The organism is Nocardia sp. NPDC051756, from assembly GCF_040681495.1.
Lineage (GTDB): Bacteria > Actinomycetota > Actinomycetes > Mycobacteriales > Mycobacteriaceae > Nocardia.
In genome coordinates, this window is record NZ_JBFAYV010000016.1 from 131,241 (window position 1) to 156,902 (window position 25,662).

General features: G+C 65.2%; 27 protein-coding genes and 2 pseudogenes. 17 read left to right on the forward strand and 12 right to left on the reverse strand.

The annotated features are described in order from the left end of the window. Positions 1 to 42: 42 nt before the first annotated feature. The 4 genes from AB0M22_RS42725 to AB0M22_RS42740 all read left to right on the forward strand — a co-directional run bounded on the left by AB0M22_RS42725 (position 43) and on the right by AB0M22_RS42740 (position 5,976). Positions 43 to 738, forward strand: a complete 696-nt coding sequence (locus tag AB0M22_RS42725) for an ABC transporter ATP-binding protein (protein WP_364739139.1) — start codon at positions 43 to 45, stop codon at positions 736 to 738. A gap of 53 nt (positions 739 to 791) precedes the next feature. Beyond that, positions 792 to 2,471 (forward strand): DUF885 domain-containing protein, encoded by a 1,680-nt coding sequence (locus AB0M22_RS42730; protein ID WP_364739076.1) that lies wholly within the window; start codon positions 792 to 794, stop codon positions 2,469 to 2,471. Between the two features lie 254 nt (positions 2,472 to 2,725). After that, positions 2,726 to 5,470: a DNA polymerase I gene (gene polA / locus AB0M22_RS42735; RefSeq protein ID WP_364739078.1), complete on the forward strand. Its 2,745-nt coding sequence runs from the start codon at positions 2,726 to 2,728 to the stop codon at positions 5,468 to 5,470. 92 nt (positions 5,471 to 5,562) lie between these two features. Beyond that, positions 5,563 to 5,976: a VOC family protein gene (locus tag AB0M22_RS42740; protein ID WP_364739080.1), complete on the forward strand. Its 414-nt coding sequence runs from the start codon at positions 5,563 to 5,565 to the stop codon at positions 5,974 to 5,976. 3 nt (positions 5,977 to 5,979) lie between these two features. Here AB0M22_RS42740 and AB0M22_RS42745 read toward each other — a convergent pair whose 3' ends face one another. After that, on the reverse strand, positions 5,980 to 6,720 hold the full coding sequence (locus AB0M22_RS42745; RefSeq protein WP_364739082.1) for an SDR family oxidoreductase: 741 nt from the start codon (positions 6,718 to 6,720) through the stop codon (positions 5,980 to 5,982). Positions 6,721 to 6,747: 27 nt separating this feature from the next. Here AB0M22_RS42745 and AB0M22_RS42750 point away from each other — a divergent pair, with 27 nt between their 5' ends. After that, on the forward strand, positions 6,748 to 7,347 hold the full coding sequence (locus AB0M22_RS42750; RefSeq protein ID WP_364739084.1) for a TetR/AcrR family transcriptional regulator: 600 nt from the start codon (positions 6,748 to 6,750) through the stop codon (positions 7,345 to 7,347). 135 nt (positions 7,348 to 7,482) lie between these two features. On the opposite strand, the gene AB0M22_RS42755 is transcribed toward AB0M22_RS42750, so the two are convergent. From AB0M22_RS42755 to AB0M22_RS42770, 4 genes are all read right to left on the reverse strand, one after another. Continuing rightward, positions 7,483 to 7,869: a hypothetical protein gene (locus AB0M22_RS42755; protein WP_364739086.1), complete on the reverse strand. Its 387-nt coding sequence runs from the start codon at positions 7,867 to 7,869 to the stop codon at positions 7,483 to 7,485. 44 nt (positions 7,870 to 7,913) lie between these two features. Next, on the reverse strand, positions 7,914 to 8,576 hold the full coding sequence (locus AB0M22_RS42760; protein WP_364739088.1) for a hypothetical protein: 663 nt from the start codon (positions 8,574 to 8,576) through the stop codon (positions 7,914 to 7,916). Continuing rightward, positions 8,560 to 9,687, reverse strand: coding sequence for a hypothetical protein (locus AB0M22_RS42765; RefSeq protein WP_364739090.1), 1,128 nt, complete (start codon positions 9,685 to 9,687; stop codon positions 8,560 to 8,562). Before AB0M22_RS42765 ends, AB0M22_RS42760 begins: the two co-directional genes overlap by 17 nt. A 155-nt stretch (positions 9,688 to 9,842) precedes the next feature. After that, positions 9,843 to 10,709, reverse strand: a complete 867-nt coding sequence (locus AB0M22_RS42770) for an oxidoreductase (protein ID WP_364739092.1) — start codon at positions 10,707 to 10,709, stop codon at positions 9,843 to 9,845. A 74-nt stretch (positions 10,710 to 10,783) separates the two neighbouring features. On the opposite strand from AB0M22_RS42770, the gene AB0M22_RS42775 reads away from it, so the two are divergent. Beyond that, a complete protein-coding gene (locus AB0M22_RS42775) occupies positions 10,784 to 11,383 on the forward strand; it encodes a TetR/AcrR family transcriptional regulator (RefSeq protein WP_364739094.1) in 600 nt (199 codons plus the stop codon). A gap of 148 nt (positions 11,384 to 11,531) precedes the next feature. Here the strand turns inward: AB0M22_RS42775 and AB0M22_RS42780 are convergent, their stop codons facing one another. Continuing rightward, the gene (locus tag AB0M22_RS42780; protein ID WP_364739096.1) at positions 11,532 to 12,503 is read right to left on the reverse strand and encodes a YafY family protein; all 972 of its coding nucleotides are present in this window, start codon (positions 12,501 to 12,503) and stop codon (positions 11,532 to 11,534) included. 63 nt (positions 12,504 to 12,566) lie between these two features. Here AB0M22_RS42780 and AB0M22_RS42785 point away from each other — a divergent pair, with 63 nt between their 5' ends. Together AB0M22_RS42785 and AB0M22_RS42790 are read left to right on the forward strand one after the other, a co-directional pair. Next, entirely contained in the window at positions 12,567 to 12,920 is a 354-nt protein-coding gene (locus tag AB0M22_RS42785; RefSeq protein ID WP_364739098.1) for a nuclear transport factor 2 family protein, read from the forward strand. Between the two features lie 58 nt (positions 12,921 to 12,978). Further along, a complete protein-coding gene (locus tag AB0M22_RS42790) occupies positions 12,979 to 13,464 on the forward strand; it encodes a DUF488 domain-containing protein (RefSeq protein WP_364739100.1) in 486 nt (161 codons plus the stop codon). A 117-nt stretch (positions 13,465 to 13,581) separates the two neighbouring features. Here the strand turns inward: AB0M22_RS42790 and AB0M22_RS42795 are convergent, their stop codons facing one another. From AB0M22_RS42795 to AB0M22_RS42810, 4 genes are all read right to left on the reverse strand, one after another. After that, positions 13,582 to 14,220: a methyltransferase domain-containing protein gene (locus tag AB0M22_RS42795; protein ID WP_364739102.1), complete on the reverse strand. Its 639-nt coding sequence runs from the start codon at positions 14,218 to 14,220 to the stop codon at positions 13,582 to 13,584. A gap of 95 nt (positions 14,221 to 14,315) precedes the next feature. Further along, positions 14,316 to 14,999, reverse strand: a complete 684-nt coding sequence (locus AB0M22_RS42800; RefSeq protein WP_364739104.1) for a hypothetical protein — start codon at positions 14,997 to 14,999, stop codon at positions 14,316 to 14,318. A gap of 159 nt (positions 15,000 to 15,158) precedes the next feature. Further along, positions 15,159 to 15,560, reverse strand: coding sequence for a VOC family protein (locus AB0M22_RS42805; RefSeq protein WP_364739106.1), 402 nt, complete (start codon positions 15,558 to 15,560; stop codon positions 15,159 to 15,161). Between the two features lie 246 nt (positions 15,561 to 15,806). Further along, positions 15,807 to 16,559, reverse strand: a complete 753-nt coding sequence (locus AB0M22_RS42810) for a methyltransferase domain-containing protein (RefSeq protein WP_364739108.1) — start codon at positions 16,557 to 16,559, stop codon at positions 15,807 to 15,809. Positions 16,560 to 16,802: 243 nt separating this feature from the next. Between AB0M22_RS42810 and AB0M22_RS42815 the strand changes: the two genes are divergently transcribed. Then, positions 16,803 to 17,213: a nitroreductase family deazaflavin-dependent oxidoreductase gene (locus AB0M22_RS42815; protein ID WP_364739110.1), complete on the forward strand. Its 411-nt coding sequence runs from the start codon at positions 16,803 to 16,805 to the stop codon at positions 17,211 to 17,213. Positions 17,214 to 17,276: 63 nt separating this feature from the next. Here AB0M22_RS42815 and AB0M22_RS42820 read toward each other — a convergent pair whose 3' ends face one another. Then, positions 17,277 to 18,131 carry a beta-1,6-N-acetylglucosaminyltransferase gene (locus AB0M22_RS42820; protein WP_364739112.1) on the reverse strand — a complete coding sequence of 285 codons (855 nt, stop codon included), beginning with the start codon at positions 18,129 to 18,131 and terminating at the stop codon, positions 17,277 to 17,279. An 81-nt stretch (positions 18,132 to 18,212) separates the two neighbouring features. Here AB0M22_RS42820 and AB0M22_RS42825 point away from each other — a divergent pair, with 81 nt between their 5' ends. From AB0M22_RS42825 to AB0M22_RS42845, 5 genes and pseudogenes are all read left to right on the forward strand, one after another. Further along, positions 18,213 to 19,151, forward strand: coding sequence for an NAD-dependent epimerase/dehydratase family protein (locus tag AB0M22_RS42825; protein WP_364739114.1), 939 nt, complete (start codon positions 18,213 to 18,215; stop codon positions 19,149 to 19,151). Between the two features lie 110 nt (positions 19,152 to 19,261). Then, on the forward strand, positions 19,262 to 19,999 hold the full coding sequence (locus AB0M22_RS42830; protein ID WP_364739116.1) for a glycosyltransferase: 738 nt from the start codon (positions 19,262 to 19,264) through the stop codon (positions 19,997 to 19,999). Beyond that, on the forward strand, positions 19,986 to 21,113 hold the full coding sequence (locus AB0M22_RS42835) for a glycosyltransferase family 4 protein (protein WP_364739118.1): 1,128 nt from the start codon (positions 19,986 to 19,988) through the stop codon (positions 21,111 to 21,113). The genes AB0M22_RS42830 and AB0M22_RS42835 overlap by 14 nt, the downstream gene beginning before the upstream one ends. A 165-nt stretch (positions 21,114 to 21,278) precedes the next feature. Continuing rightward, a pseudogene (locus AB0M22_RS42840) lies at positions 21,279 to 21,419 on the forward strand (SAM-dependent methyltransferase); the annotation flags it as partial. 17 nt (positions 21,420 to 21,436) lie between these two features. Then, a pseudogene (locus AB0M22_RS42845) lies at positions 21,437 to 21,868 on the forward strand (MFS transporter); the annotation flags it as partial. 21 nt (positions 21,869 to 21,889) lie between these two features. On the opposite strand, the gene AB0M22_RS42850 reads toward AB0M22_RS42845, so the two are convergent. Then, positions 21,890 to 22,807 (reverse strand): YihY/virulence factor BrkB family protein, encoded by a 918-nt coding sequence (locus tag AB0M22_RS42850; RefSeq protein WP_364739120.1) that lies wholly within the window; start codon positions 22,805 to 22,807, stop codon positions 21,890 to 21,892. 264 nt (positions 22,808 to 23,071) lie between these two features. Between AB0M22_RS42850 and AB0M22_RS42855 the strand changes: the two genes are divergently transcribed. From AB0M22_RS42855 to AB0M22_RS42865, 3 genes are all read left to right on the forward strand, one after another. Continuing rightward, a complete protein-coding gene (locus AB0M22_RS42855) occupies positions 23,072 to 23,650 on the forward strand; it encodes a hypothetical protein (protein ID WP_364739122.1) in 579 nt (192 codons plus the stop codon). Between the two features lie 250 nt (positions 23,651 to 23,900). Continuing rightward, positions 23,901 to 24,221, forward strand: coding sequence for a hypothetical protein (locus AB0M22_RS42860; protein ID WP_364739124.1), 321 nt, complete (start codon positions 23,901 to 23,903; stop codon positions 24,219 to 24,221). A gap of 72 nt (positions 24,222 to 24,293) precedes the next feature. Beyond that, on the forward strand, positions 24,294 to 25,280 hold the full coding sequence (locus AB0M22_RS42865) for a threo-3-hydroxy-L-aspartate ammonia-lyase (protein WP_364739126.1): 987 nt from the start codon (positions 24,294 to 24,296) through the stop codon (positions 25,278 to 25,280). The last annotated feature ends 382 nt before the right edge of the window (positions 25,281 to 25,662 follow it).

Sequence of the window (25,662 nt, forward strand, 5' to 3'; positions counted from 1 at the left end):
GTGACCAAGGGCGGCTCCGACGCGCTGCTCGAGGTCACCGACATGGTCGTCAACTACGGCAGAATCCAGGCGCTGCACGGGATTTCGCTGAAGGTCGCGGCAGGGGAGCTGGTCACCCTGCTCGGCGCGAACGGCGCGGGCAAGACCACCACCATGCGGGCGTTGTCCGGGCTGCTGCCGCTGACCCGCGGCAAGATCATGTTCGAGGGTCGTGACATCACCCACATGAAGGCGCACGAACGGGTGGGTGAGGGCCTGATCCAGGCACCGGAGGGCCGGGGTGTGTTCCCCGGCATGACGGTGCAGGAAAACCTCGACATGGGTTGCTACGGAAGGCCGTTCAAGCAGAAGGCGGAATACAGCAAGACCCTCGACTGGGTGTTCGAGCTGTTCCCGCGGATGGCGGAGCGGCGCAAGCAGGTCGGCGGCACGCTCTCCGGCGGCGAGCAGCAGATGCTCGCCATCGGCCGCGCGCTGATGGCCCGGCCGCGGCTGCTGTTGCTGGATGAACCGTCGATGGGCTTGGCGCCCATGATCATTCAGCAGATCTTCCGGATCATCTCGGAGATCAACCAGCAGGGCACCACGGTGCTGCTGGTCGAGCAGAACGCCCAGCAGGCGCTCTCGCGCAGCGACCGCGCCTACATCATGGAGACCGGCGAGGTCACCAAGACCGGCTCCGGCCGGGACCTGCTCACCGATCCGTCGGTGAAGTCGGCCTACCTCGGGGTCGGATAGTCACGGTGTAAACCCCAGTGCCGCAAGGCGGTCCTCGAGGCATGATCGTGACCATGAATGGTCATGATGAGCTGACAGGTCTGGCCGAGCGGTACTGGGACACCTTCCTGGAGGCCAAACCGAGCGATGCGACGTTGCTCGGCGATCGGCGGTTCGACGACCGCATCGAGGATCTGTCCGCCGCGGCCGACGAGCGGTTGCTCGCGACCTGGCGGGAGTTGCTGGGGCAGGTCGACGCGCTCGACGCCGAGCAGCTCGACGAGACCGATCGGGTCACCCGCAGCCTGCTGCGCACCGAATTGACCGGGGTGATCGAGCGGCTGGAATGGCGGCCGGTGGAACTGGCCTCCGATCAGATGGAGGGCGTGCACGCCTACCTGTTGACGATGGCGCCGCAGACCAACGCGTCGACGCCGGGCAGCGCGCGGGCGCTCGTGCTGCGGTTCCGGCAGTACGGCGACATGCTCGGGCAGGCGGTCGAACGGTTCCGCGCCGGCCTCGCCGCGGGGCGCACGCCGGCCCGGATCACCCTCGAACGGTCGCTGAACCAGCTCGACAGCTACCTGGCCTCGGACCTTTCCACGGATCCGTTCGTCACTTTCGCCGGGCCGCCGGACTGGGACGGCGAAGCGTTCTGGCGGGCCGAATTGACCGATGTGGCAAGGGATATCATCCGGCCCGCGTTCCAGAGTTATCGCGAGGTGCTGTTCGACGAGCTGCTGCCCGCGAGCCGCTCCGACGACCAGCCCGGTCTGTGCTGGCTCGGCGACGACGGCGAGGACATCTACCGTCGTCAGCTGCGCTACCACACCACCCTGCCAGACCTCGGCGCCGAGGAGATCCACGAGCTCGGCCTGACCGAACTCGAGGCGCTGCGCGAGGAGTACGCGACGGTCGGCGAGCGGCTGTTCGGCACCGCCGAGCTGGGTCCGATCTTCGCCAGGCTGCGCGACGATCCGTCGCTGTGTTACGTCGACGGGGAGCAGATCATGTTCGACGCGCGCCACGCGCTCACCGCGGCGAACGCCGAGATGGGCAACTGGTTCGGCCGGCTGCCCAAGGAATCCTGCGACATCGTCGCGATGCCGGACTTCCTCGCCGCGGACGCGCCCGCCGCCTACTACTTCCCGCCCGCCGCCGACGGTTCCCGCCCCGGCACCTACTTCGTCAACACCTACCACCCCACTGGCCGCGGCCGGTTCGAGACGGCGGCGGTCGCCTTCCACGAGGCCATCCCCGGCCACCATCTGCAACTCACCATCGCCAACGAACTCGACCACCTGCCGCGTTTCCAGCGCCAGTCCTACGCGAACACCGCGTTCGTCGAAGGCTGGGCCCTCTACACCGAGCGCCTCGCCGAGGAAATGTCCTTGTACGAGGACGATCTCGGCCGCCTCGGCATGCTCGCCGGCGACTCCCTGCGCTCCTGCCGCCTCGTCGTCGACACCGGCCTGCACGCCAAAGGCTGGACCAGGCAACAGGCCATCGACTTCATGGTCGCCAACGCCCCCGCCGGCATCGCCGAGATCACCACCGAGGTGGACCGCTACATCGGCATGCCCGGCCAAGCCGTCGGCTACAAGATCGGCCAACTCGAAATCCGCCGCCAACGCCTCACCGCCACCGAACGCCTCGGCAGCGCTTTCGACATCAAGGCCTTCCACGACAAGGTCCTCGGCTCGGGCTCCGTCAGCCTCCCCGTCCTCCGCGAACTCGTCGCCTCCCTGCTGTGATCCGGTGCGCCGCCCGCCTCAGGATTCATCCTCGGGCGGGCGGCGCTCGATCCCCTCGGGGGTGAAGGCGAAGGACGCCGCGAACGGGCCCGCGCCACGGCGGATCGCGAACACTGCGGCCGGTACGGCAGCGGAATCGTATGCCGGACCGCAGGCCGGTGCCGGTGTGTCGGACAGGCGCGGTTCGCAGTCGGCGCGGATGAGGCGGGTGTCGGCGTATCACCTTGTCGGTGCTGGTCCCTAGACTCTGGGGCGTGAGTTCACCCACGACTGCTCAGCGTCCTGCCACCGCGTCCGGCTCCAGCGATTCCGCGTCGGGTGACCGGCCGACTCTGCTGTTGCTGGACGGGCATTCGATCGCCTATCGCGCGTTCTTCGCGCTACCGGCGGAGAACTTCAAAACGGTGACGGGGCAGACCACCAACGCGGTGTACGGGTTCACCGCGATGCTGATCAACCTGCTGCGCGACGAGAAGCCGACACATGTGGCGACGGCGTTCGACGTGTCCAGGAAGACCTTCCGCACCGAGGCGTACCCGGAGTACAAGGCGAACCGTTCGCAGACGCCGGACGAGTTCCGCGGGCAGGTCGAACTCACCAAGGACGTGCTCGGCGCGATGGGCATCCCGGTGATGGCGATCGACGGCTTCGAGGCCGACGACCTCATCGCCACGCTGACCACGCAGGCCGTGGCGCAGGGCTTCCGGGTGCTGATCGTCTCCGGCGACCGCGACGCCATCCAGTTGGTGGACGAGAACGTGACGCTGCTCTACCCGCGCAAGGGCGTCTCCGACCTGACCCGCTTCACCCCCGACGAGGTGTTCGCGAAGTACGGTCTCACCCCGTCCCAGTACCCGGATTACGCGGCGCTGCGCGGCGACCCGAGCGACAACCTGCCCGGCATCCCCGGCGTGGGGGAGAAGACCGCGGCCAAGTGGATCCGCGAATACGGCGACCTGAACAGCCTGGTCGACAAGGTGGACGAGGTGAAGGGCAAGGTCGGCGAGTCGCTGCGCGCGAACCTGAGCAGCGTCGTGCTGAACCGTCAGCTCACCGAGATGATCCGCGACGTGCCGCTGCCCTACACCCCCGATCAGCTGGCGCAGCAACCGTGGGACCGCAACAAGATTCACCAGCTCTTCGACGACCTGGAGTTCCGCGTGCTGCGGGACCGGCTGTTCGAGACCCTGGCCCCGAAGGAGCCGGAGGCCGAGGCGGGCTTCGAGATCAGCGGCGGCGCACTGGAGGTCGGCGCGGTGGCCGGCTGGCTCGTCGAGCACGCGAAAGCCGGTGTCCGGCAGGGCGTCTCGATCGTCGGCTCCGGCACTCCCGGCAACGGTGACGTGCGCGCGCTCGCCATCGCGGCCGCCGACGGCGAGAGCGGCTACATCGACGTCTCGATCCTGACCCCGGAAGACGAAGCGGCACTGGGCGCTTGGCTCGTCGACCCGGCCGTGCCGAAGGCTCTGCACGAGGCGAAGTCCGCCATGCACGCCCTGCGCGGCCGCGGCTGGACCCTCGGCGGGCTCACCAGCGACACCGCGCTCGCCGCCTACCTGGTCCGCCCCGGCCAGCGCAGCTTCAACCTCGACGACCTCTCGCTGCGCTACCTGCGCCGCGAGCTGCGCGCCGAGACCGACGAGACCCCGCAGCTGTCCCTGCTCGACGACGAGGACACCGTCGACGCCGAGGTCGCGCAGACCGAAATGCTGCGCGCCCGCGCCGTCGCCGACCTCGCCGACGCCCTCGACACCGAACTCCAGCAGATCGAATCCGTTCCGCTGCTGGAGGATATGGAACTGCCGCTGCTCAGCGTGCTCGCCAACCTGGAAGACGCGGGCATCGCGGTCGACACCGACCAGCTGGAGACGCTGCAACGCCAGTTCGCCGACAAGGTGACCGAGGCGGCCAACGCGGCCTACGAGGTGATCGGCAAGCAGATCAACCTCGGCTCGCCCAAGCAGTTGCAGGTCGTGCTGTTCGACGAGCTCGACATGCCGAAGACCAAGCGCACCAAGACCGGTTACACCACCGACGCCGACGCGCTGGAATCGCTGTTCGAGAAGACCGAGCACCCGTTCCTGCAACACCTGCTCGAGCACCGCGACGCGACCCGGCTGAAGGTGACCGTCGACGGCCTGCTGAAGTGCGTCGCCGACGACGGCCGCATCCACACCACGTTCAACCAGACCATCGCCGCCACCGGCCGGCTCTCCTCCACCGAGCCGAACCTGCAGAACATCCCGATCCGCACCGACACCGGCCGGCAGATCCGCGACACCTTCGTCGTCGGCACCGGCTACCAGTCACTGATGACCGCCGACTACAGCCAGATCGAAATGCGCATCATGGCGCACCTTTCCGAGGACGAGGCGCTCATCGAAGCGTTCAACTCCGGCGAGGATCTGCACACCTTCGTGGCGTCCAAGGCGTTCGACATCCCGATCGCCGAGGTCACCCCGGAGCTGCGCCGCCGCATCAAGGCCATGTCCTACGGCCTCGCCTACGGTCTGAGCTCCTACGGTCTCGCGGCCCAGCTGAAGATCAGCACCACCGAGGCCAAAGAACAGATGGACGTCTACTTCGACCGTTTCGGCGGCATCCGCGACTACCTGTACGAGGTCGTCGAACAGGCCCGCAAGGTCGGCTACACCTCCACCCTCTTCGGCCGCCGCCGCTACCTCCCCGACCTCGACTCCAGCAACCGCCAACGCCGCGAGGCCGCCGAACGCATGGCCCTCAACGCCCCCATCCAGGGCACCGCCGCCGACATCATCAAGGTGGCAATGATCAACGTGCACAAGGCCATCCAAGAAGCCGGCCTGCGCTCCAAGATGCTCCTGCAAATCCACGACGAACTTCTCTTCGAGGTCGCCGAGGGCGAAAAGGACACCCTCGAAGCCCTCGCCAAGGAACAAATGTCCGCCGCCATCCACCTCTCCGTCCCGTTGGACGTCTCCGTAGGCACCGGCCGCAGCTGGGACTCCGCCGCCCACTGACCGCAATGCCGCGCGCCGGCCAGTTCGGCGCGCGGCAGATCCGCCCTGAAGTCAACCGGCGGGTAGGGGAGTGGTGTGCGAGCATCGGTCACATGTCGATCTCTGCGGAGTCCATTGCCCATCTGCGTTTGACGGTGTGCGACATCGATCGGTCGCGGGCGTTCTACGAGAAGGTCTTCGGATGGCCTGTGGCGCTGGAGATCCCGGCTGATGCCGATGATGCGACCCGGGAGCGTCTCGCGTTTCTGCACGGTGGGGTGATCTATCGGATGAAGCACGGGATGATCGGACTGCGGCCTGCGGGGAGCGACCCCTTCGACGAGAACAACGTCGGTCTCGACCATCTGGCGTTCTCCCTCGGCTCCCTTGCCGAACTCGAAACCGCCGCAGCTCATCTCGACGCTTGCGAGGTGAAGCACGAGGACATCAAAGACATCGGCGTCAGCTACATCCTGGAGTTCCGCGACCCGGACAACATCGCGCTCGAGCTGGTCGTGCGGAAGTAGCACTCAATTCTGTCGAGTCGGCCGGATCGTCAGGTCGCCGATTTCGACGTCGTCGGGTTGGTCGATCGCGAAGGCGATGGCCCGCGCCACGGCCGTCGGGTCGATGCCGAGTTCGGCCATGTTCTGCCGGACCTGCTCGCGCACCGCCGGATCGTCTACGGCGTGATCGATCAGCTCGGTGCGGACGTAACCCGGGGAGATCGACGTCGTCCGCAGTACGCCGTCGGTGCTCTCCTGCCGCAGCCCTTCGAGGAGAGTGCGGACCGCGTTCTTCGTCCCGGCGTACACCGCTTGCGTAGGAACGATTTTCAGCCCCGAAGTCGAGATGACGGTGACGAGGTGGCCGGTGCCCTGGCGGCGGAAAACCGGTAGGGCCGCGGCGATCCCGTGCAGAATCCCTTTGACGTTCACATCGACCATCGCCGACCAGCCCTCGACATCCAGATCGGCCATCGGGCTGATCTTGCTGATCCCCGCGTTGCCCACCAACACATCCAGCCGCCCGAAACGCTCGACGGCGAGACCGACGAGCGACTGAAGGTCGTCAGGATCGGTGACATCCACGCGCGTCGCGACCGCAGCGCCCCCTGCCGCTTCGATCTGGGCAACCATCTGCTCCAGCCGGTCGGTGCGGCGGGCACCGAGCACAACGATCGCGCCGAGCGAGGCGAGATGACGAGCCGTCGCCGCACCGATTCCGCTACTGGCGCCGGTGATCGCAACAACCTTGCCGTCGATGGTCATCGAACGTCCTCCGTCTAGAGTGGACACATGTCCGTTTACCCCGACGACCTTAGCGGACAAGTGTCCGCTTCTGTCAAGGCCAGTGGAACCCGCCGCTCAGACGCCCAACGCAACCGCGACCGAATCCTCCAGGCGGCCCGCGAACTCGTGCGCGAGCCCGGCGAACTGAAACTCAACGCCGTCGCCAAGGCTTGCGGCATCGGACAGGGCACGCTGTACCGACACTTCCCCACCCGCGAGGACCTCCTCGCCGAGGTCTACCGCCGCGACGTAGAAACCCTGGTCGAAGCGGCCCCTCAGCTACTGATCACCCACCAGCCACTGGACGCCCTCGCCGAATGGTTCGACCGAGTCGCCGCCTACGCCCGACTCAAACGCGACATCTTCGCCGCCGTCGAAGCCGCAACCTGGCAAGACCTCGCCGCCCACAGTCGCGGCCCCATCGGCGACGCCATAGAACTCCTCTTAGCCGCCGGCCGCGCAAACAACACCATCCGCCCCGACGCCGAAGCCCGCGACATAATCATCCTCATCAGCTGGCTATCCCGCCTAGAAGACCCCGAACTAAACACCCGAGCCCCCCGCCTCCTATCGATCCTCATCAACGGCCTCCGCACCAACGAATAGCGCGAATGAGTCACCCACTCAACGGTTCCGGCTATCCCGTACGCAGACAGCGATGAATACAATTGGCCGCCAACATCTCTGGTACGTCAGCTCTGCATTCGGTCGAAACAATCCCGGACGATTGGCGGTGCTAGCTCAGCACAATCCGCGGGCGAACACCGTATTCTTGTCGCCGCCGTTGTCGTGCACGACAACCTGTCGCCCGTTCTTCCCATCCCAATCCGAATAATGCTCATTGTCGGCATCGGCCCGCAACAGGTCCGCGGCACGATAGCCCTGCCAGTACTGACTCTTCCAGTCACTCGGCACCCCGGTCTGGAATTGGCCGAGGTTGGACTTCGTCTTGAACGCATCCAGATCGGCGCGCGGTAATTCGGCAACCACCTCGACGATCTCATCGCTGAGGCCGGGCATTTCACTATCGTGTGCAACGACGCGCGCGCTGTCCGGGAAGTGGATACCCCCGCACCCGCCGATCTTCTCCACATCCGAGGGGTCGCTACATCCGGCGAGCGCGAGCACACCAGCGAGTGCAGGAATCCAACCCCGGTGCCGGATGCCCCCCATCAGAGTTCCCCCGACCACGTGTAGTCCCCGAGGGATTCGGTATTTCCACGAGCTTTGAAGCTGCGCGCCCAACCCGCCTCCTCCAACTGCCTCATATCGTGGTTCAGGCCTTTCTTGATCGCCAATTCGGGGTCCGATGACCACCAGTCGACGGTCTTGTCGAAATCGTACAAGTCGTAGATATAGACGCGATACCGTATGTCGGCCTTCAGCTTGTCGCCTGATTTCTGCACGACGGTGTCGCTACCGACCGCGACCGAGAAGGTTCCTAGAGCAAGCGTGACATCAGAATCGTCGGTCACCGAAATCGGTTGCCACGCAGCGGTGATTTCCTGTATCGCACCGCCGCGTTCTCCGTTTCGCGCGGCCTCGCCCTTAATCCAATTCAGCTGCCTCTCGGCGGCTGTTTTGGCGGCCTGCGTTTTGACGATCTGCGCGACGTTGACGGAACGGATGATGTACTCGTAGTCGGGGCCATGACTCGCCAGGTACTGGTCGAGGATGTCCCCGGCGAACGTGTAGCCCTTGTGGTCGAAGTAGAGCTGCACGGATGGGGCCGTTGTCGTGCTGATCACCCCGGCTTCGGACCGATTGAGAATGCTGCGATCAGAGCCGAACTGCGGATGGCTGGAGGGAATCGGTGGATCAGCCGGCGGATGCAATGCTGCTCTCCCACCAGATGTTGTCTCCGTATCCATATCGGAGCACGCCCAAGTCGACTACCAACTTCTCCGGAACCTCGAATTCGCTGGCGTTATACGAAGGTGTGGTTTGGCCAGGCGCATAATCCAGCGCCTTCGACAGACGTGTGATCATCGTATTCAGTTCCCCCTTCCTGGATTCGGCCGATTGCTTCAGTGTGTCTACGGCGGCCGTGATCTCCGACCTGATCGAGTCCCGCATCGGGTCGTTGATCAGTTGCGCCCATTGACCGAGCGGCAGCGTGAAGTTGAGGAAGGTCATGGGCTGTGCGAGTCCGCTGCTGAGCCCCATGGCCTGGTTGAAGACCAATCGCTCGAGCACCGCACCGCCATTTTCGACGATCTTCGAGATCGTCTCCAGGTCGTTGCTTCGCCCGGCGATCGATTGTCCGAGACTGTTCGCGCTGGTTGCGAATGCCTGTGCGGCATCGCCCGACCAAAGACTTTGCAGCCATCTGGTGCCGGCGGTGAGGTTTTCGGAGGTGACGTAGTCGTTGATGCCGAGCAGACCGATGCGTTTGCCGATGGCCTGCACCCTCTCCCAGTCCGCTTCCAGCGGGGAAAGATAGTCGGCTGCGGGTTTGACGCCGATCGCCTGGCTCAACGCTTCGTCGTATCGGCTGATCGAATTGATGCCTGCAGTCACGATCTGACGAGTCGTGTACTGCTCGTCCTGAACGTCCGGCAGGGTGGGCAACTGCAAACCGCTGAACCGTTTCGCGCCCTGCGCGCTGTTGGAACTGGACGTACCGGCATTACCGAGGCCGGCGACCGCCGCGGCAGTCAGCCGGTCCGCTGAGTTGTCATCCGTTGCTAGGTATTTTGTGCTCGCCGTGGACAGGTTCTCGTCAAGTGTGCCGACTGCGGCCAGATCTTTCTGCTGTGCTGAGGAGATCGCGCTGCTGAACTTGTCGATCGACACAGCCAGGGTGGCCATCAGCCCCGCAGTCCCGCCCGGCACCGCGATGGACGGCAACAGGCGCCCGGCATTCGTCGTGAAGTGTGCCCCCAGATTCTGCAGATCCAACTTGAACCCCGCAAGACCGGACACATCGACAGTGAAGTCGGCCATACCACCCCCTGGCTTTCTTGTTCGCAGCGTAGCTGACAAGGCTCCACTGCCGAAAATCGCCGACACTGCTAGCTGGAACGCGATCCGCCAATGCTGTGGCAGTTCAATAAATTCGGACCTTGCCTGGGTTAGCAGGATGAGCAACAGTCAACCGGTCAGCCCGGTAGTTGGGCGCCCTCGGCGAAGTCTGTTGTGCGCGAGAGGTCGGCCCACTTCTCGATCTCGGCGTCCACGGTGGCACGACCGGCTCGTACCAGGCGTAGTGCGTCGGAGCCGAGGATGAGGTGGGCTGGCGGGTCGGCGGAATCGATCACCGAAAGTATTGCGGCCGCGGCCTTTTCCGGGTCGCCGAGCTGGTTGCCGTCGGCGGCCTGGCGGTGTGCGCGCACCGGATTCATCAGCTCGTCGTAGTCCGAGATCGAGCGTTCGGTGCGGACCATGGATCGCCCGGCCCAGTCGGTGCGGAACGACCCGGGCGCGACGGCAGTGACATGGATGCCGAACCCCGCGACCTCCTTGCCGAGCGTCTCGAGGATTCCCTCCAGCGCGTACTTGCTCCCGTGGTAGTACGCCAGTCCGGGCACGGTCATGAGCCCACCCATGGACGTGATCCCCAGAATGTGTCCCGATCGCCGGGCCCGCATGTGCGGCAGCACGGCCTGAATAGTGGCCACCGCGCCGAAGACGTTGACCGCGAACTGGTTTCGCAGCTCGGACATAGGTGATTCCTCGAATACCCCTTCGTGCCCGTACCCGGCGTTGGCGATGACAACGTCGATCGGGCCGACCGTGGACTCGATGTCGCGCACGGTGTCCAGGACCGCCTGGTCGTCGGTGACATCGAGAATGCGCGCAATCGCGCGGCCGGCATGCAGTGCCCGGAATTCCTCTGCATCGGCGGCGCGCCGCACCGTGCCCACCACGAGGTGGCCTTCCTGTATCGCTTTACGTGCGATGGCCTGCCCGAATCCGGAGCTCACGCCGGTGATGAGGAAGGTTTTGCCGGTCGTTCGATCAGTCATGCCACAGAATCTACACTCTGATTGAAAAAATTGACACAATGTAGAAAATAGTTGCCTCGGGGTACAGTGGGCCAGTGCCCGAGACCACGCGCCGCCGAACCGCGCCCACCAAGGGCGACCAGCGCGAGCGAGCAATCCTCGACGCCGCCGAAGAACAGCTGCACACAATCGGATTCGACCGGATGACGATCGAGACGATCACCAAGGTGGTCGGCATCACCCGGGGCGGGTTCTACTTCTATTTCGCCTCGAAAAACGCGGTCCTGGCCGCTCTCGTCGAACGAACCGTGACCACGCTCCGCGCCGAAATCGACGCCGCAGACGCTTCCGGCGAACCGTCCCGCGCCCTGCGCCGCAGCATCGACCAGACCAGGGACATGTGGCGCGACCACGGCGACGTCATGCGCGCCGCCGTCGAACTCGCCCCCACCGTCGAGCCCATCGGCGAGAGCTGGCATTCCGCCGTCACCGCGATCCGCGACACCACGAGGGCCATTGCCGAACGTGCCGGTCTCCCCGGCAACGACAGCCCGACCGGCGCACACGCCGTCACGACCGCACTCGTGTGGATGACCGAGCGCGCGTTCTATCAGGCGTCGAAGAACGGAGACTCGCTCGACGACACCGCGGCAACCCTCACTCATCTGTGGCTGAACGCCCTAGGCCTCCGGTAGTGGTGTTCGGCCTACTCGCCGGAGATGGAACCGAGTTCGACACGCGGCCAACGGCTTCCGGCCCTTTCCTGGCCGGTCGTTCGAACCGGGCGCCGCGTACCCCGGAACCGCGCGAGTAGTGGCTCAGCGCGCATTCCGAAGTAGGCGTTCAGGACTCGCCGTAGCAGGTAGCAATCGCGGCGGCGCGGTTGCGCAGGGCGGTCCGTAACCATTGCGGTGCAAGGGCTTCCGCGTCCGTGGCGAGTTGCCACAGCGCCCACTCGGCGTGTCTCGGATCTTGGAAGGTGACCTGGAGCCGCAGTTGGCCGTCGGCGTCGGTTTCCTCGGCGAGGACGGCCAGCGCGGTGCCCACCAGTTCCTCCCGACGACTCGGGTGCAACCGCACCAGCACGGTGACTTGGTCGCCGCCGGAACGGAACCGCGTGCTGCGTTCCTGCCAGGCTTGTTCCAGATCGACGCGATCCGGTCGCTCTGCGAGTTCGGGCAACTCCTCGGCGGCCGAGATCCTGGACAGTCGATAGGTGCGGTCCGCACCCGACTTCGTGGCCAGCAAATAGCCCTGGTCACGCACGGTAACCAGGCCGATCGGGTCGACCGTGCGCCACTGTGGTTGCTGGTCCACCGCCGCGTACTGGATGCGCAACTTGTGCCCGGCGAACACCGCGCGTCGGACCTCGGCCAACACGGTGCCGGGCACCTCCTCGGCGACCAGCCGACGCGACAGCAGATCGGTCTCCGGGTCGATGAGCAATCGCTCGGCCACGTCGGCCGCGGTGGCTCGATAGCTTTCGGGCAGCGCGTCCACCACCTTGAGCACCGCCGATGCGAGCGCCGAGCCGAGGCCGAAGGCCTGTGCGCCGCGCCGTGATCCGGCGACCAGCAGGGCCAGCGCCTCGTCGTGATTCAGTCCGGTCAGCTCGGTCCGGAAACCGGGCAGCAAGGCGAAACCGCCATGTCGCCCGCGTTCGGCGTAGACCGGAACGCCGGCCGCGGACAGCGCCTCGATGTCGCGCAGCACGGTCCGCGTGGACACCTCCAGCTCGCGCGCCAGCGCCGCCGCGGACAGCCGGCCGTGCCGGCGCAGCAGCAACACCATCGAGACCAGTCGATCGGCGCGCATACGGAAAACCTTTGCAGAAATACACGACACAAGGTGTCGTGATTCGTTGAGAGCCTTACCAGTATGACCAACAAGAAAGTGGCCACCGAGCCGAACGACCTGGGCAAGCTCTTCATCGAGCTGGCCAACGCGGGTGACGTCGACGGACTGGTGGCGTTGTACGAGCCGGACGCCGTGCTGGCGTTCCCGCCCGGCAGCCTCGCGACCGGACACGCGGAGATCCGCAAGGTATACGAACAATTCGTCGCCGCCGCGCCGGTGCTCGAGCCCGGCAGACAGCATCCCGCGCTGGTGAGCGGCGACCTTGCCATGACCGCATCCACCCTGACCAGCGGCGAGGTGGCCGTCGAGATCGCCCGCCGGCAGCCGGACGGATCGTGGCTGTGGGCCACGGACCAGCCGTCACTCGTGCTGTAGCGGGGCAGCGGTGGGCCGGTCCGACCGAGCCCACCGCCGCCCTGTGCGGGGTACCGAGATGAGACGTATCGCGACGATCGGTGTCTACGGATTCACCGTCGGAGGTTTCCTGGAGCAGCTCGCTGACGGGGGAGTGGGCCTGCTGCTGGATCTGCGCCAACGCCGCGGCGTTCGCGGGCCCGAGTATTCCTGGGCGAACTCGGCGCGGCTCCAAAGCGCGCTCGCCGTGGCAGGCATCGGCTATCGGCAGGTGAAGGAGTTGGCACCGACGACTGAATTACGCCATCTCCAGTACCGAGAGGACGACCGCCAAGGAGTGGGCAAGCGCAACCGCGTCGCGCTGTCGACCGAGTACGCCGAGCGCTACACCCGAGAAATCCTCGACCCGTTCGACCTCGCGGCACTGGTGGCCGATCTGCCGAGCGACTCGACGACCGCCCTGTTCTGCGTCGAATGCGATCCGGAGGCATGCCACCGTTCGCTTGTCGCCGAGCGTCTGCACGCCGAGCACGGCCTGCCGGTAACGAACCTTCGCCCCGGCTGAGGCCGCCGGTGGTCGTCGCATGAATCGACCTTCAGATTTGCCGATCATCGAATCAGCAGTCCTGATGGGCGAATTCGGCATTGTGCCGGGGGTGGTGCGAGTTGAACTCGTGCTCCGCTAGGGCCGGGTCGCGATCAGCAGGTGTCCCGGCACCAGCCCTACCGGCACCTCGCGGCGGTCCACCGTCAATCCGGCACGCTCTAGTTCAGCGATGACCTCGTCGACCGGGCGCAGTCTGAATCCGTAAGGCGTGAACGGCAATTTCGCCATCGCGGCCGGATCGCCGATGCAGATGACCGCCCGGCCGTCCGGGCGGAGCACGCGGGCAAGTTCGGCAAACGCCTCGTCCAGATCGGGGATGAAGTAGATCGTGTTGACCGTGATGATCGCGTCGAGGCTGCTGTCGTCGAGCGGGAGGTCGTTCAGCGATCCCTCCAGCAGACGCAACGTGCCGGCATCGACTTGGCGGTCGAAACGGGAGCGGGCGCGGTTCACCATGTCGGCCGAGATATCGATCCCATAGACGACACCCGTCGATCCGACCCGACCGAGCAGCAATTCCATCCCCGCCCCACCGCCGAAGCCGATATCGGCCACAGTCGCGCCCGATTCGACCGCCGCGGCGTCGACCGCGGCGATCGCATCCCGCCGATTGGCGCGATTCAGCACCACGGCCACCACCTTCCCCAGCGGTCCGTGGGGGTGGCCGAGCTGACCGGCAACGGTTGACATCACACGCGCGGCAATGGCGTTCACGCTCCGAATATTACGTCGGCGTCGTGCTTTCGCACGGTCATCGCACCGACCCAGGTTGTCGCCGAGAAGAATGCGTACCCGGCCGTTCGCCCGATTCAGCTGCGAATACCGAGAGTGCCGGTCCACGTGGCGGTGTCGATGCCTGCGCGCTGTGCCAGTGCGAACATGGCGGCGAGGTCGTCGTCGGTGCGCGGTTGCGGATCGTCCTCGGGGTAGTGCTGCAACAGCAACCGCGTCATCGCCCCGGCGAAGGATCGAAGCACACCCTCGGTGACCGCGCCTCGTTCGGCGTCATCGATCAGCTGCGCACACAGCTCGGGCAGGCCGGCGTCACCACCGCCGAACTCCAGCCGTTCGCCGATCTCGCCCGCCGCGCCCGTCTGCGTCGTCAAAGCCGATATGCCACAGTCGAGTCCGTCGTCGCCCAGGTCGTCCGGGTAACTCGCGCGGTGCCAGGCGCCTTCGTCGAACCAGTAGACACAGCCGACCATGTAGTCGTCGACCAGACCCTGAAGATAGTGCCGCGGAACCCATTCCGGCGCACCGTCCAGCAGATCGATGGCCGGCTCGTACCACTTGACCTTGCTCGATTCGTCCTCCCCGACGAGCACCGCGCGACCGTCACCGAACCACTTCAGCACCCACCACGTGCAACCGCAGTCGTCCCAGTGCAATCCGTCGTCATCGATCCAATAGCCCGACCGATGCTGCTGCGGCTCGAGCTCTTGTTCGCGGTTGTAGGTCGCGATCGCCACGGCCGCCCAACGCGCCCACAGCACTCGCGCATCCGGTAGATCCTCCGGACGTCCAGGCCGATGTAGATTCCCCAATGCTGTTCTCCTGAGTCATGTTCGGTGACACATTAGGCGACCACTCCGACATCACCCATGCCCGCAGTGCGATCCTCGGCGCGATTCCGAAAAGCCATCAGCAGGCGATTACCAGCCGACCGGCTGATTGATGGCGATCAGGTTCCCATCGACGGCTTTGAGGACGGCCAGGCGGTTTCCGGGTAGGTCGACGATGCCGGTCTCCGGATCGCCGTTGACGATCGGTGCGGTACCGATCTCGGCGAGCGACCCGTCGGCGATCTCGCCCAGCGCCGTGGCGCCGAGCTTCACCATCGCGGCGTGCGTCGCCGCGATGTCGACTACGGTCCAGAACGGCAGCGGGTGGGGCACCCACGGTTTGGCCGACAGCGCGAGGCCGATCGCGTACATCGCGTAGTCCTCGGTGCGGAAGACGGGGTCGGCGCCGAGCATCGCCGTGAACGCCGCAACGCTCGCGTCCAGATCCGCGGTGGGGTAGACGACGTTGGCAAAGGCGGTGGGTGTGTTCACGGGAACTCCTTCTGTGCCGAGCCAGGCTCGAGGGTGACGGTCGACTTCGGCGATCAATGTAGCGGCAGCCTCCGACAGGTGAGGTCGACCCGGTTTCTGGTGCACCATCACCAGCGGCCGGTTGGCGGCGTTGATCATGGCGACCGGGTAGGCGAGCACACGGCGGCACCCTCTTCGGGGTGATGGCACCTCATGCTTTTTGCGATCGCACAGGCGAAGCATGCGGCTACCAGGCAGGTCGCCGGGTCAGTCTTCAGCGCGGAGCTTGCGTCCGTAGGTCCATTGGATCATCCCGAAGCGACGGGTGCCGACTTCGCTGAGTCCGAAACCCTTTACAGTGTCGGCGATTTCGGTCGCGGTAAAAAAGCGTGCTCCGCCGGCGCCGGGTAGGTAGCGTCCGATCAGTTCGAGCGGGCCGGTGAGCACGGTGGGCACCAGCACGGCGAGATGACCGCCCGGTCGGAGCACGCGAGTCATCTCGGCCAGGGCGGCGTCCGGATCGGGGATGAGTTGTAGCCCTGCAATGCAGGTGACCGCGTCGATGGTGTTGTCGCGCAACGGGAGTCGTTGGGCGTCGGCGCGCAGGAACGCTATGTTGTCGGCGCGGTGCTGACGGGCGGCGCGGGTGAGCATCGAAGCGGAAATGTCCAGGCCGAGTGCGAGTCCGGTCGGACCCACTGTGCGGGCGAGTGCGGCGGTGATTTCGCCTGGGCCGCAACCGATGTCGAGTGCCGTGTGGCCGGGTTTCAGCTGTAGGCGTTCGGCGGGCGATTGGAGGATGCCGAAGACACGTCGCGCGGTTGTCGCTGCGTGGTCGAACAGGGATGCGCCTATGCGCGAGCTCCACAGCGATTGCACGATGCCGGTATTGACCTCTCGGTCGTCGGCTGGTTGCGGGCCGATGAGGTCGAGGTAACCGTGTGGAGCGGTGGGAGCCGCCGGAGGATCGGTGAGCAGGGGCAGAACGCGGTGCACGGCAGGTGAAATCGTGACGCTCATGCGGTCATCTCCTAGGGGTGATCGGCCCGGTGCGGCCCCGCATCGGGCGCGGTGACGTCCACCGCAGCGGTGCCGACGTCGGGATCCGTGGAGTGGATACCCGGACACTAGGTCGCAATGACTTGTCGCGTCCAAGACCACTTGTGCCATAAGCTCATTCGGCTTCAGGCATGAGACGAGGTCGGAGCGATACCGATAAGACGTGTCAGGGGACAGCGTTTCCGGACGAGTAGCATCGGCGACATGGCGCTTGCCCCGGGAACCTGGCCCCGTCCGCTGCTGCGAGCGGTTCGTATCTCGAACAAATACCTGCTCAACCGGATCATGGGCGCACGTGCCGGGCAAAAGAATTCGTACGCCGCCGTCATCCGGCATACCGGCAGAAAATCAGGCAAACAGTATTCGACGCCGGTCGGGGCGGACCGTGTGCCGGACGGGTTCATCATTCCGCTGGGCTATGGGACCGGAGTGGACTGGTTGCAGAACGTGCTCGCCGCCGGACGGGCGACCCTGTCGGCCGAAGGCGAGACCCGGGAAGTGGCGGCACCCGAAGTGATCGACGCGGCAACAGCTTTGCCCCTGCTTTCGCCGAAGCGGCAACGGGGTCTCGAGCGCGTAGGAATCACGCAGTATCTGAGCGTTAAGTTCGTCTGAGTGCGTCTCCCGGCTGGTGACCGAAGGACTGCAACAGCGGTGGGTCCCGACTCCGCTATGCGTTCAATGCGTGTCGGCGCCGAGGCCGTCGAGCAAGTCTTGGATGCCGGGATGGCAGGTGATGTCGATCTTCCGGGCGAAGAATGCGTCGGATCGACGAATATCGGGCAGGTGTGCCTCGGAGACCAGATCGGGGTGCGGTTCGCCCGGTTGCCATTTGATGTAGCGGCGGTTGGTGGGAGCGATATCCAGGCCGGGTTGATTGCCGATCATGGACGCGATGAACGTCTCGTCGGGAATCGGGGCCCAGCGCAGGTAGCGCAGTAGACGGTCCCGCAGCGGCCGGTCGGCCAGAATTTGCCGGACGGCCGACGCCGACAGGTTGAACCACATCTCGCTGACGTAGAGGTGGGTGCCGTCGCGGTAGGGGTGGCGGCGCTGGTACGGGAGTTGAATCTGCCTGACGGAGAACGGGCGTCGGCGCATCCGTAGATAGCGGTTTCGGGTGAGTGCCTGCCAGGGATCGATATCCTCGTCCGGGTCGGCGATCAGGAGGTGGCGCAGATATCCGTCGTGCGGCGAGGTCGCCAGTTCGGCCTCGATCGACGCCATGGACCGCACCGGATAGTCCTGACCCGAGATGAGCAGGAACCAGGAGAAGTCCGGGATGTTGGCGGCAACCCAGGTCAGGGTCTTCCATTGGGCCTGCACCAAGGACATGCGCCCCCACTGGCAAGGGATCGGGTCCGGGATGATCGCCACGTCGGAAGACGGCGGCAGGTGCAGCGGTGAACCCGACGGATCGTGGTGTATCACCGCGATGCTGTTGTTGCCGACGGTGATTCGCTCGACGAGCCGAGTCAGCTGAGTTGACCGATGATGCGACATGATGGCGACGACCACCGGTCCTGAACTCATCCGAGAAACCCGATCTTCCGACTGTCGAGAAGGCTACATCGGCTGCCTGCCGACAATCTCTGGATAAGGCATCGTGTCGGGATGCGTGTATTGGTTACCGGCGGTGCGGGTTTCATCGGTTCGGCTCTGGTTGATCAGTTGGTGGCCGGTGATTGTCAGGTGGTCGTCGTCGACAATTTGAGCAGTGGACGACTGGCCAACCTGGCGGACGCGCTGGCTACCGGCCGGTGCGTCGTCTGGCCGGGGGATGTGACCGCGCCGGATCTGTGTGAGGTTTTCGCCAGGGCGACACCGGAAGTGGTCTTCCACCTGGCCGCTCAGATCGATGTGCGGGCGAGTGTTGCCGACCCGATCTTCGATGTCACCCAAAATGTGCTGGGTACAGTCAATGTGGCCGAGGCGGCGCGCAAGTCGGCGGTCCGCAAGATCGTGTTCGCCTCGTCCGGCGGATCCATATACGGTGCGCCCGAGGCATTCCCGACCAGTGAGTCCGCGCCGGTCGATCCGCGGTCTCCGTACGCGGCGAGCAAGGTCAGCGGCGAGCTGTTCTTGAACACTTATCACGAGCTCTACGGTGTGCAGTGCACGCATCTGGCGTTGAGTAACGTTTACGGTCCGCGCCAGAACCCTGCCGGCGGCGCGGTGGCGATCTTCTCCAGCGCATTGCTGACCAGAAGGCCGACAACGATATTCGGCGACGGCGGTAATACGAGGGACTATGTCTACGTCGCCGATGTCGCCGCGGCATTCGTCGCCGCGGCGGCTGAGGTCGGCACGCCGCGGCGATACAACATCGGGACGGGAATCCCGGTGTCGGATCGGGAGCTGCATACGCTCGTCGCGGCCGCTGTCGGCACGGCGGACACCCCGGGGTTCGCCCCGATGCGGCACGGTGACGTGCGGGCGTCGGTGCTGGATTGTACTGCGGCCCAGCGTGATCTGCGTTGGCGGCCCGCAGTGGGCATCGTCGAAGGCGTCCGTCGAACGGTCGACTACCTGCGAACATGCGGTGCGCCTTGACTTCTCACCGAGATCGGGCCGCGTCGTGTTGGCCATGGGTACTGCGGTGCGCGATGATCATCGGGTGGTCCAGGCCGGCGATGCCCGTCGGCTGAGGTCGGAGGAGTGGTTTGCTGGTCTCGGTGCTCACCGCCACGTTCAATCGGCGCGCTACGTTCCTGCCGCAATGCCTGGACAATGTCCGGCACCAGATCGGCGATGGTTTCGACTACGAGCACATCGTGATCGACGACTGTTCGACCGACGGCACATGGGACTACCTTCAGCAGGTCGCCCGCGCCGACCCTCGGGTCAAACCCATCCGTACTCGGGCGACACGGATGATGGCGCACGCCCAGAACTGCGGACTCGACGTGGCGACAGGGGATTTGGTCGTGCCGCTCGATGACGACGACCTCCTGCTGCCCCGCAGTCTGCAACTGCATACCGAATTCATGCGCGACCATCCAGACATCGATTGGTCCTTCGGTCATACCCTGCGCATCGACGCCGACAACCGCCTGCTCGACAGCGCGTGGGAGAACGAAACCAAATACGCCGCAACCGAATACAGCGACGATCCCGCCGAATTCTTCACCATCCTGCTCGCCGCCAACCGGGTGCTGGGCAACACCGTGGTGCTGCGCCGCTCGGCGTTGGTGGAGGTCGGTGGATGGGATGAGGAAGTCGTCTGCCAAGACTGGGCGTTGTGGCTGCGGTTGACCCATGCCGGTAAACGCCATGCCCGCCGCCGTGATTACCTCGCCTGCCGCCGCGTTCACCCGCACCAGCTCACCACGATCCATCAGGTCGACGGCACCTACGACCGCGATCAGCAGTACTTCTGGGAACTCTATGGCCACCGCTGACCTGCCCGGCGCGCAGTCGCTACGCATCCTGATGGTCATTGATTCGCTGCAAATCGGGGGCACCGAACGCCATCTCATCGGCCTGGCGACCGGACTGGCCGCGCGCGGGCACCGGGTCAGCGTCGCTTGCTCGGTCGGCGGCGAACTACGACCCGCCCTGGAACAGATTCCCGTGCAAGTCATTACGCTGAGCAGTCGGGTAGTGCACCGCCGCGTCAGCGTTGTGCTCGCCGTCAAACTGTGGAAGCTGCTGCGCCATGGCAATTTCGACATCGTCCATGCCCATCAGGTCGCCAGCGCGACGGCGAGTCTCGTCGCGGCAATGGTGTCGAGGACCCCGGTGGTCGTCACCGAACACACGATGGCCGCCTGGCGTGGCCGGTGGGCTCGTTGCTACACCCGATGGCTCTACCGATCGGCGGCCCACTGCCTCGCTGTCTCCGCCCCGATCGGCGAACGGCTGGTGCACGTCGACAGGGTCCGTGCCGAACGCGTCACGGTGATACCGGGAGTGATCTTTCCGCCCTACCCGACGCCGCGGCGACCGATCCCGGAACCCGGTCTGATCGTCGGGGTCCTCGCCAGGTTGCACCCAGACAAAGGCGTCGAGGTGTTTCTCGAGGCCGTCGCGCGGCTGACCGAACCGGTTGCCGCCTGGTTCGTCATCATCGGGGCGGGACCGCTCGATCACCAACTCCGTAGGCAGGCAACCGAACTCGGACTCAACGACCGAATCCGATTCCTCGGCGCCCGCCCCGACGGACCCGCCCTCATCGGCGGTCTCGACATACTCGTGGTCCCCTCCCACACCGAAGGTTCGCCCCTGGTCGTGCTGGAAGCGATGGGCGCAGGCGTCGCGATCATTGCCAGCGGCGTCGGCGGCATCCCCGATCAACTCGACCAGGGCCGAGCGGGAATCCTTGTGCCACCGGCAGACCCAGCTGCCCTGGCCACCGCTCTGACCCACCTGATCAACCAGCCACATGACCGCGAACAGCTGGGCGCGAACGCTCGGGCACACTTCACCGACAACCATCACCCAGACCGCATGATCGTCAATGTCCAACAGACCTACCAGGCGATTCTGAAAACTCGAGCCCAGAAGGCAAGCTAGGCTCACTTCTTCCTTCATGCCGAGCAGAAGGGTTGGCTGACAGCACTTCCCGCACCCTCGTCACGTCGACGAACGCACTCTGTCGGTGGTGGATGTTAGCGTCGGCCACCCGGCAAGGACGGTTGCTGACCGGACTCGCCACATCGTCGGAGATGGGGGTAGAACATGACTTCAACCAGGCATGACGGAGACTCCTGGGACCTCGCGTCCAGCGTCGGCGCGACCGCAACCATGGCCGCGGCGGCGCGGGCGATCGCGACCCGAACAGATCCTGCGCTCATCGATGACCCGTTCGCCGAACCGCTGCACGGGCCGGACGATGGGCGGATTCCGGTCACGCACAAGCGATTACCGGTTCGGCGCTGGTGCTGCTCTCCGCCTCATGGCTGCTCGTCGCCCGGACCGAAGCGAGCCTGTGGCTGCTGATCATCGGCATCATCGTGCTCGACTTCGCCGTCCAGGCCGTGCATGTCAGTAGCCAGCACCTGCTGACCACCGCACACCCCGACCACGCCAGCAGCGTCATCGGCGCCTACATGGCCTTCTATTCGCTCGGATCCGCGCTCGGCGCGATCACCACCACTTGGGCATACAGCAATTGGGGGTGGCCGGGCGCCTGCTGGGTGGGCGCGGGCTACTCACTCTCCGCGCTGGTCCTGTGGGGACTGGGCCAGGTCACCCGACGCGAAGTTGCGAGTTCGCCCGGCCCGCAACCGGAGTGCCGCGACGTCGCGACGGCCTCTGCGGGGTGTTGACCGCCGTTCAGTGGCCAGGTTCTACTTCTCGGGAGGCTGGTCGAAGGTGACCGTGATGTCTTCGAAGTCTTTGTTGCGCTGAGCCTGTGCCTGGTCCGTGTAGGTACGTCGATCCCCGCTGGTGAGGCTGACATTCTCGGTGAACGGCGACAACAGCGCCCGCGGATAGAGCTTGTCGACCCGCACCACGTTGATCTCCACGCATAACACCACCGAGCACGAGGCCAGGTAGAGAAACCCGAGCAGACCGAGCACCACCGCGAACACCCCGTTGGTGTCGGAGGATTGGCTCACCACCTGACCGACATAGATCGAGCCGAACCGCTGCAAGAACTGCCACGTAACCGCGGCGGCCACCGCGCCGGGAGCGACCTGTCGCCAGCTCAGCGGTCGCACCGTGGCCCATTTGAACGCCATCGCGAACAACCCGGCATTGACCACCACCGAGGCCGACAGGATCAGCCATGCGAACCCGAACCCGATCCGCCACGCGGCACCGACCTGCGACAACACAGTCGATCCGAGGATCAGCGGACCGAGGATGAGCAGTCCGGTCAGCCCGCGCACCCGGACCATGAACGGATTCGGCCGCTGATTGACCGGCACCGCCCACGCCACGTTCATCGCGTTCTGTACCGCCACCGACACCCCGAGACCACCGAACGCCGCAACGGCGATGCCGGCGATCAGCCCCGCGGTACCACCGCTGAGCCGCTCCGGCCGGCTGATCTGATCCCCGATCACCGGAAACTGACTCAACGCCGAATCGAGAATGCGCTGCTGAAGATGCGGGTCGGCTTTGAGCAGCACGCTGAGCACAGTCGTCAGAATCAGCAACAGCGGAAACAACGACACGAACGCGTAATAGGTGATCAAGGCGGCCAGGTACCCACCCTGATCGTCGACGAACTTGTAGATCACCGCCAGCGGAAACCCCAACCCGCGATGCCGTTGCTGGAACCTATCGACTCTGGCAACCAATCCGACTACTCATCCCTTGCTCGGCTATCCAGTGCCTGCCGGCTCGTGTGGCCTGCCCGCAGTGAATATTGTTGATGTGCTTGGCGTCCGAGTATGACAACGCCGCAGCCCCAGGTCTCGACGTCGTCGTAGATGGTAACGGTGTCTCGGTCAGGTCATCTACGAGAACCTGATCATGGACGGCGACAGGTTCTACGTCCGCGCAGACCCGACGATGTGACCATGGAGATCGACATGGCGACCTTGACCGACGTCGTCGACTACGACGGTGGTGGGTTCTTTGTGACCGACGCCGACCTCGACGAACAAATATCCACCCTCCCCTCGTATCAACCCGGACAACGGCTCTGTCCAGGGATAGGCGCTGTGCGGATCAACACCACTCATGACCTGGCACGGGGCTTGGTCCGAGTAAGTGTCGAAGTAGGCGACACCTCCTTTCCTGCCCCGCCCGAAAACGCCCGGCTTCTCGAAGAACGCAGCTATCTCACCCGCCGCGGGGCCCAGCGCGTCCGTGACAGCAACCTCGAAGAATGCCAAGGACAACTCGCCGCTCCGCTGACCGCAGCGGGCCCGGCAGCGGTGCACGTCCGTCTCTATGAGATCCCCGGTCCTCATGAGCAATACCTCGCTACTGCACCGGGATACGCTGATCGGTTGATCGAAATCGATGAACACCTGCTGCTGCACTTATGGAACGAACCAACCCATCACGGCCAAGCCTCGATAACTCGAACGCAGCTGCGAGACGTCGTCGCGAGTGATGGCAACGACCTGGACAACGGTCAAGGGCAAATGTGAGGCAGTTCGCGGACCTCATGCGCCGTCACGGAGTTCCCGCGACGCGACGGGAGGACGGCACCGATGCGCCGAGCTCGACTGGCATTTCCGGTAGCCGACCGAGGCCCGCGAGGAAGCGACCCGCCGAGTAGGCGGCCCTGCTGGACTCTCATCGAGACCTGACACCGGGCGGGGGTTCGTGCGGAAGGGGAGAATCTGAGGACCAGCATCCTTGCAACAACCAAGCCTCGGCACTCAGAAGGGCGACCTTGTGACGGCAGAACGTCCGACCGACGAGCAACTACGGCAATGGCTGTACGACGCCGAATACGACTGGGATGTCGAGGGTTCCGACCGGCCGATGCCGTCGAACACCTTCCCGGTCTACTACGACGATTCGTACCACGAGACGCTCGCAGCGCTGTTTCGGGAGCTGCTGGAGCATCGCAGGAAAGCGCGCAGAGACCATCTCGTCGAGGAAGCGGTGAACAATCCCGATCCCTCCGTGGCTGGTCGTGCCGCTGTCGAACTCCAGATACTGACCGGAGATGGCTACTCGGGACCGGCAACGGTGGGCGGATCGACGCCATGAGCAGAGGTGGCGAGTTCGATGAGCGCCCGTCTCATCCCGTTTCCCGCGTGCGGGGATGACAGAATGCCAAGCGTGACCGGCGATATCACGATCGATGATGTGCGTGCGGCGGCGCACCGGCTCGCCGGCGTCGCGCACCGGACGCCGGTGCTTACCTCCCGGGTACTGAACGAGCGTGTCGGGGCCGAGGTGTTTCTCAAGTGTGAGAACTTCCAGCGGGTCGGTGCGTTCAAATTCCGTGGCGCGTACAACGCGATCTCGCAGCTGACTGCCGAACAACTCGCGCGCGGCGTCGTGGCCTGGTCCTCCGGCAACCATGCCCAGGCCGTTGCGCTGTCCGCACGACTGCTCGGCGCCTCGGCAGTCATCGTGATGCCGACGGACGCCCCCGCTTCGAAGCTGGCCGCCACCAAGGAATACGGGGCCGAGGTCGTCCTCTACGACCGTTATACGCAGGACCGAACCGCGCTCGGCGAGGCCCTGGCCGCCGAACGCGGCCTGACCGCCATTCCGCCATACGACGATCCTCGCGTGATGGCCGGACAGGGCACCGTGGCGCTCGAGCTCGTCGAGCAGACCGGACCGTTGACCGCCTTCCTCGCCCCGATCGGCGGTGGCGGCCTGATGGCGGGCTGTGCCACCGCGGCGACCGCGCTTTCTCCCGGCATCCGCATCATCGGCGTCGAACCCGTCGACGGCGACGACACCAAGCGTTCGCTCGAAGCCGGTCACCGGGTTCGAATCCCGGTTCCCCGCACCATTGCCGACGCGCAGGCCGCCGAAATCCCCGGCGAACTCACCTTCGCCGTCAACCGCAGGCTGGTGGACGAGATCTCCGTGGTGACCGACGAGCAGTTGGTCGCGGCGATGTCCTTTCTGTTCGACACCATGAAGATCGTCGCCGAGCCGACCGGCGCCGCCGGTGTCGCGGCAATGCTGGCGGGCCGAGTCCAACTCGCCGGCGCCCGCGTCGGCGTTGTCATCTCCGGCGGCAATATCAGCGCGTCACGGTTCGCCGGACTGGTAAGCGAGAGCGGTACCGAGGAGTTGTCCGACTAGCGCAGTCGCTCGCCGTCGCCCAGGCGCCGTGGCCTGCGAATTCTCGGGCTGCGCAGGCGATTTGACTTCGCGTTCGTCGCCGCGTAATTTATTCCAAGTCAGAGCGACACGGACACCGACCCGGAGCCGAGAAGCTCAGCGGAAACGCTGAGTGAATGGACCGGGAAACGAGGTAGGACGAGGAGCGCCTGAAATCGCACTAGCTCTCTCGGAAGCAGGATTTGTTTCTTAGCGGAGCTAAGCTGTAAGGTTGCCTCACCGATCAAGCGGACAAGATCCGTGCGATGGTGTGTGCGTGTGTTCTTTGAGAACTCAATAGTGTGTCGATGAATGTCAGTGCCAATTATTTAATTGGTTCCGGCTTCTCATACCCCCCGGTTGA

Coding starts and splice junctions, on each gene's coding strand:
- AB0M22_RS42785 (WP_364739098.1), top strand. CDS start 12,567: ATGACCAACAAGAAAGTGGCCACCGAGCCGAACGACCTGGGCAAGCTC.
- AB0M22_RS42765 (WP_364739090.1), bottom strand. CDS start 9,687: ATGGCCGACTTCACTGTCGATGTGTCCGGTCTTGCGGGGTTCAAGTTG.
- AB0M22_RS42745 (WP_364739082.1), bottom strand. CDS start 6,720: ATGACCATCGACGGCAAGGTTGTTGCGATCACCGGCGCCAGTAGCGGA.
- AB0M22_RS42810 (WP_364739108.1), bottom strand. CDS start 16,559: ATGAGCGTCACGATTTCACCTGCCGTGCACCGCGTTCTGCCCCTGCTC.
- AB0M22_RS42820 (WP_364739112.1), bottom strand. CDS start 18,131: ATGAGTTCAGGACCGGTGGTCGTCGCCATCATGTCGCATCATCGGTCA.
- AB0M22_RS42835 (WP_364739118.1), top strand. CDS start 19,986: ATGGCCACCGCTGACCTGCCCGGCGCGCAGTCGCTACGCATCCTGATG.
- AB0M22_RS42740 (WP_364739080.1), top strand. CDS start 5,563: ATGTCGATCTCTGCGGAGTCCATTGCCCATCTGCGTTTGACGGTGTGC.
- AB0M22_RS42725 (WP_364739139.1), top strand. CDS start 43: ATGGTCGTCAACTACGGCAGAATCCAGGCGCTGCACGGGATTTCGCTG.
- AB0M22_RS42780 (WP_364739096.1), bottom strand. CDS start 12,503: ATGCGCGCCGATCGACTGGTCTCGATGGTGTTGCTGCTGCGCCGGCAC.
- AB0M22_RS42750 (WP_364739084.1), top strand. CDS start 6,748: ATGTCCGTTTACCCCGACGACCTTAGCGGACAAGTGTCCGCTTCTGTC.
- AB0M22_RS42825 (WP_364739114.1), top strand. CDS start 18,213: ATGCGTGTATTGGTTACCGGCGGTGCGGGTTTCATCGGTTCGGCTCTG.
- AB0M22_RS42815 (WP_364739110.1), top strand. CDS start 16,803: ATGGCGCTTGCCCCGGGAACCTGGCCCCGTCCGCTGCTGCGAGCGGTT.
- AB0M22_RS42790 (WP_364739100.1), top strand. CDS start 12,979: ATGAGACGTATCGCGACGATCGGTGTCTACGGATTCACCGTCGGAGGT.
- AB0M22_RS42855 (WP_364739122.1), top strand. CDS start 23,072: ATGGAGATCGACATGGCGACCTTGACCGACGTCGTCGACTACGACGGT.
- AB0M22_RS42730 (WP_364739076.1), top strand. CDS start 792: ATGAATGGTCATGATGAGCTGACAGGTCTGGCCGAGCGGTACTGGGAC.
- AB0M22_RS42770 (WP_364739092.1), bottom strand. CDS start 10,709: ATGACTGATCGAACGACCGGCAAAACCTTCCTCATCACCGGCGTGAGC.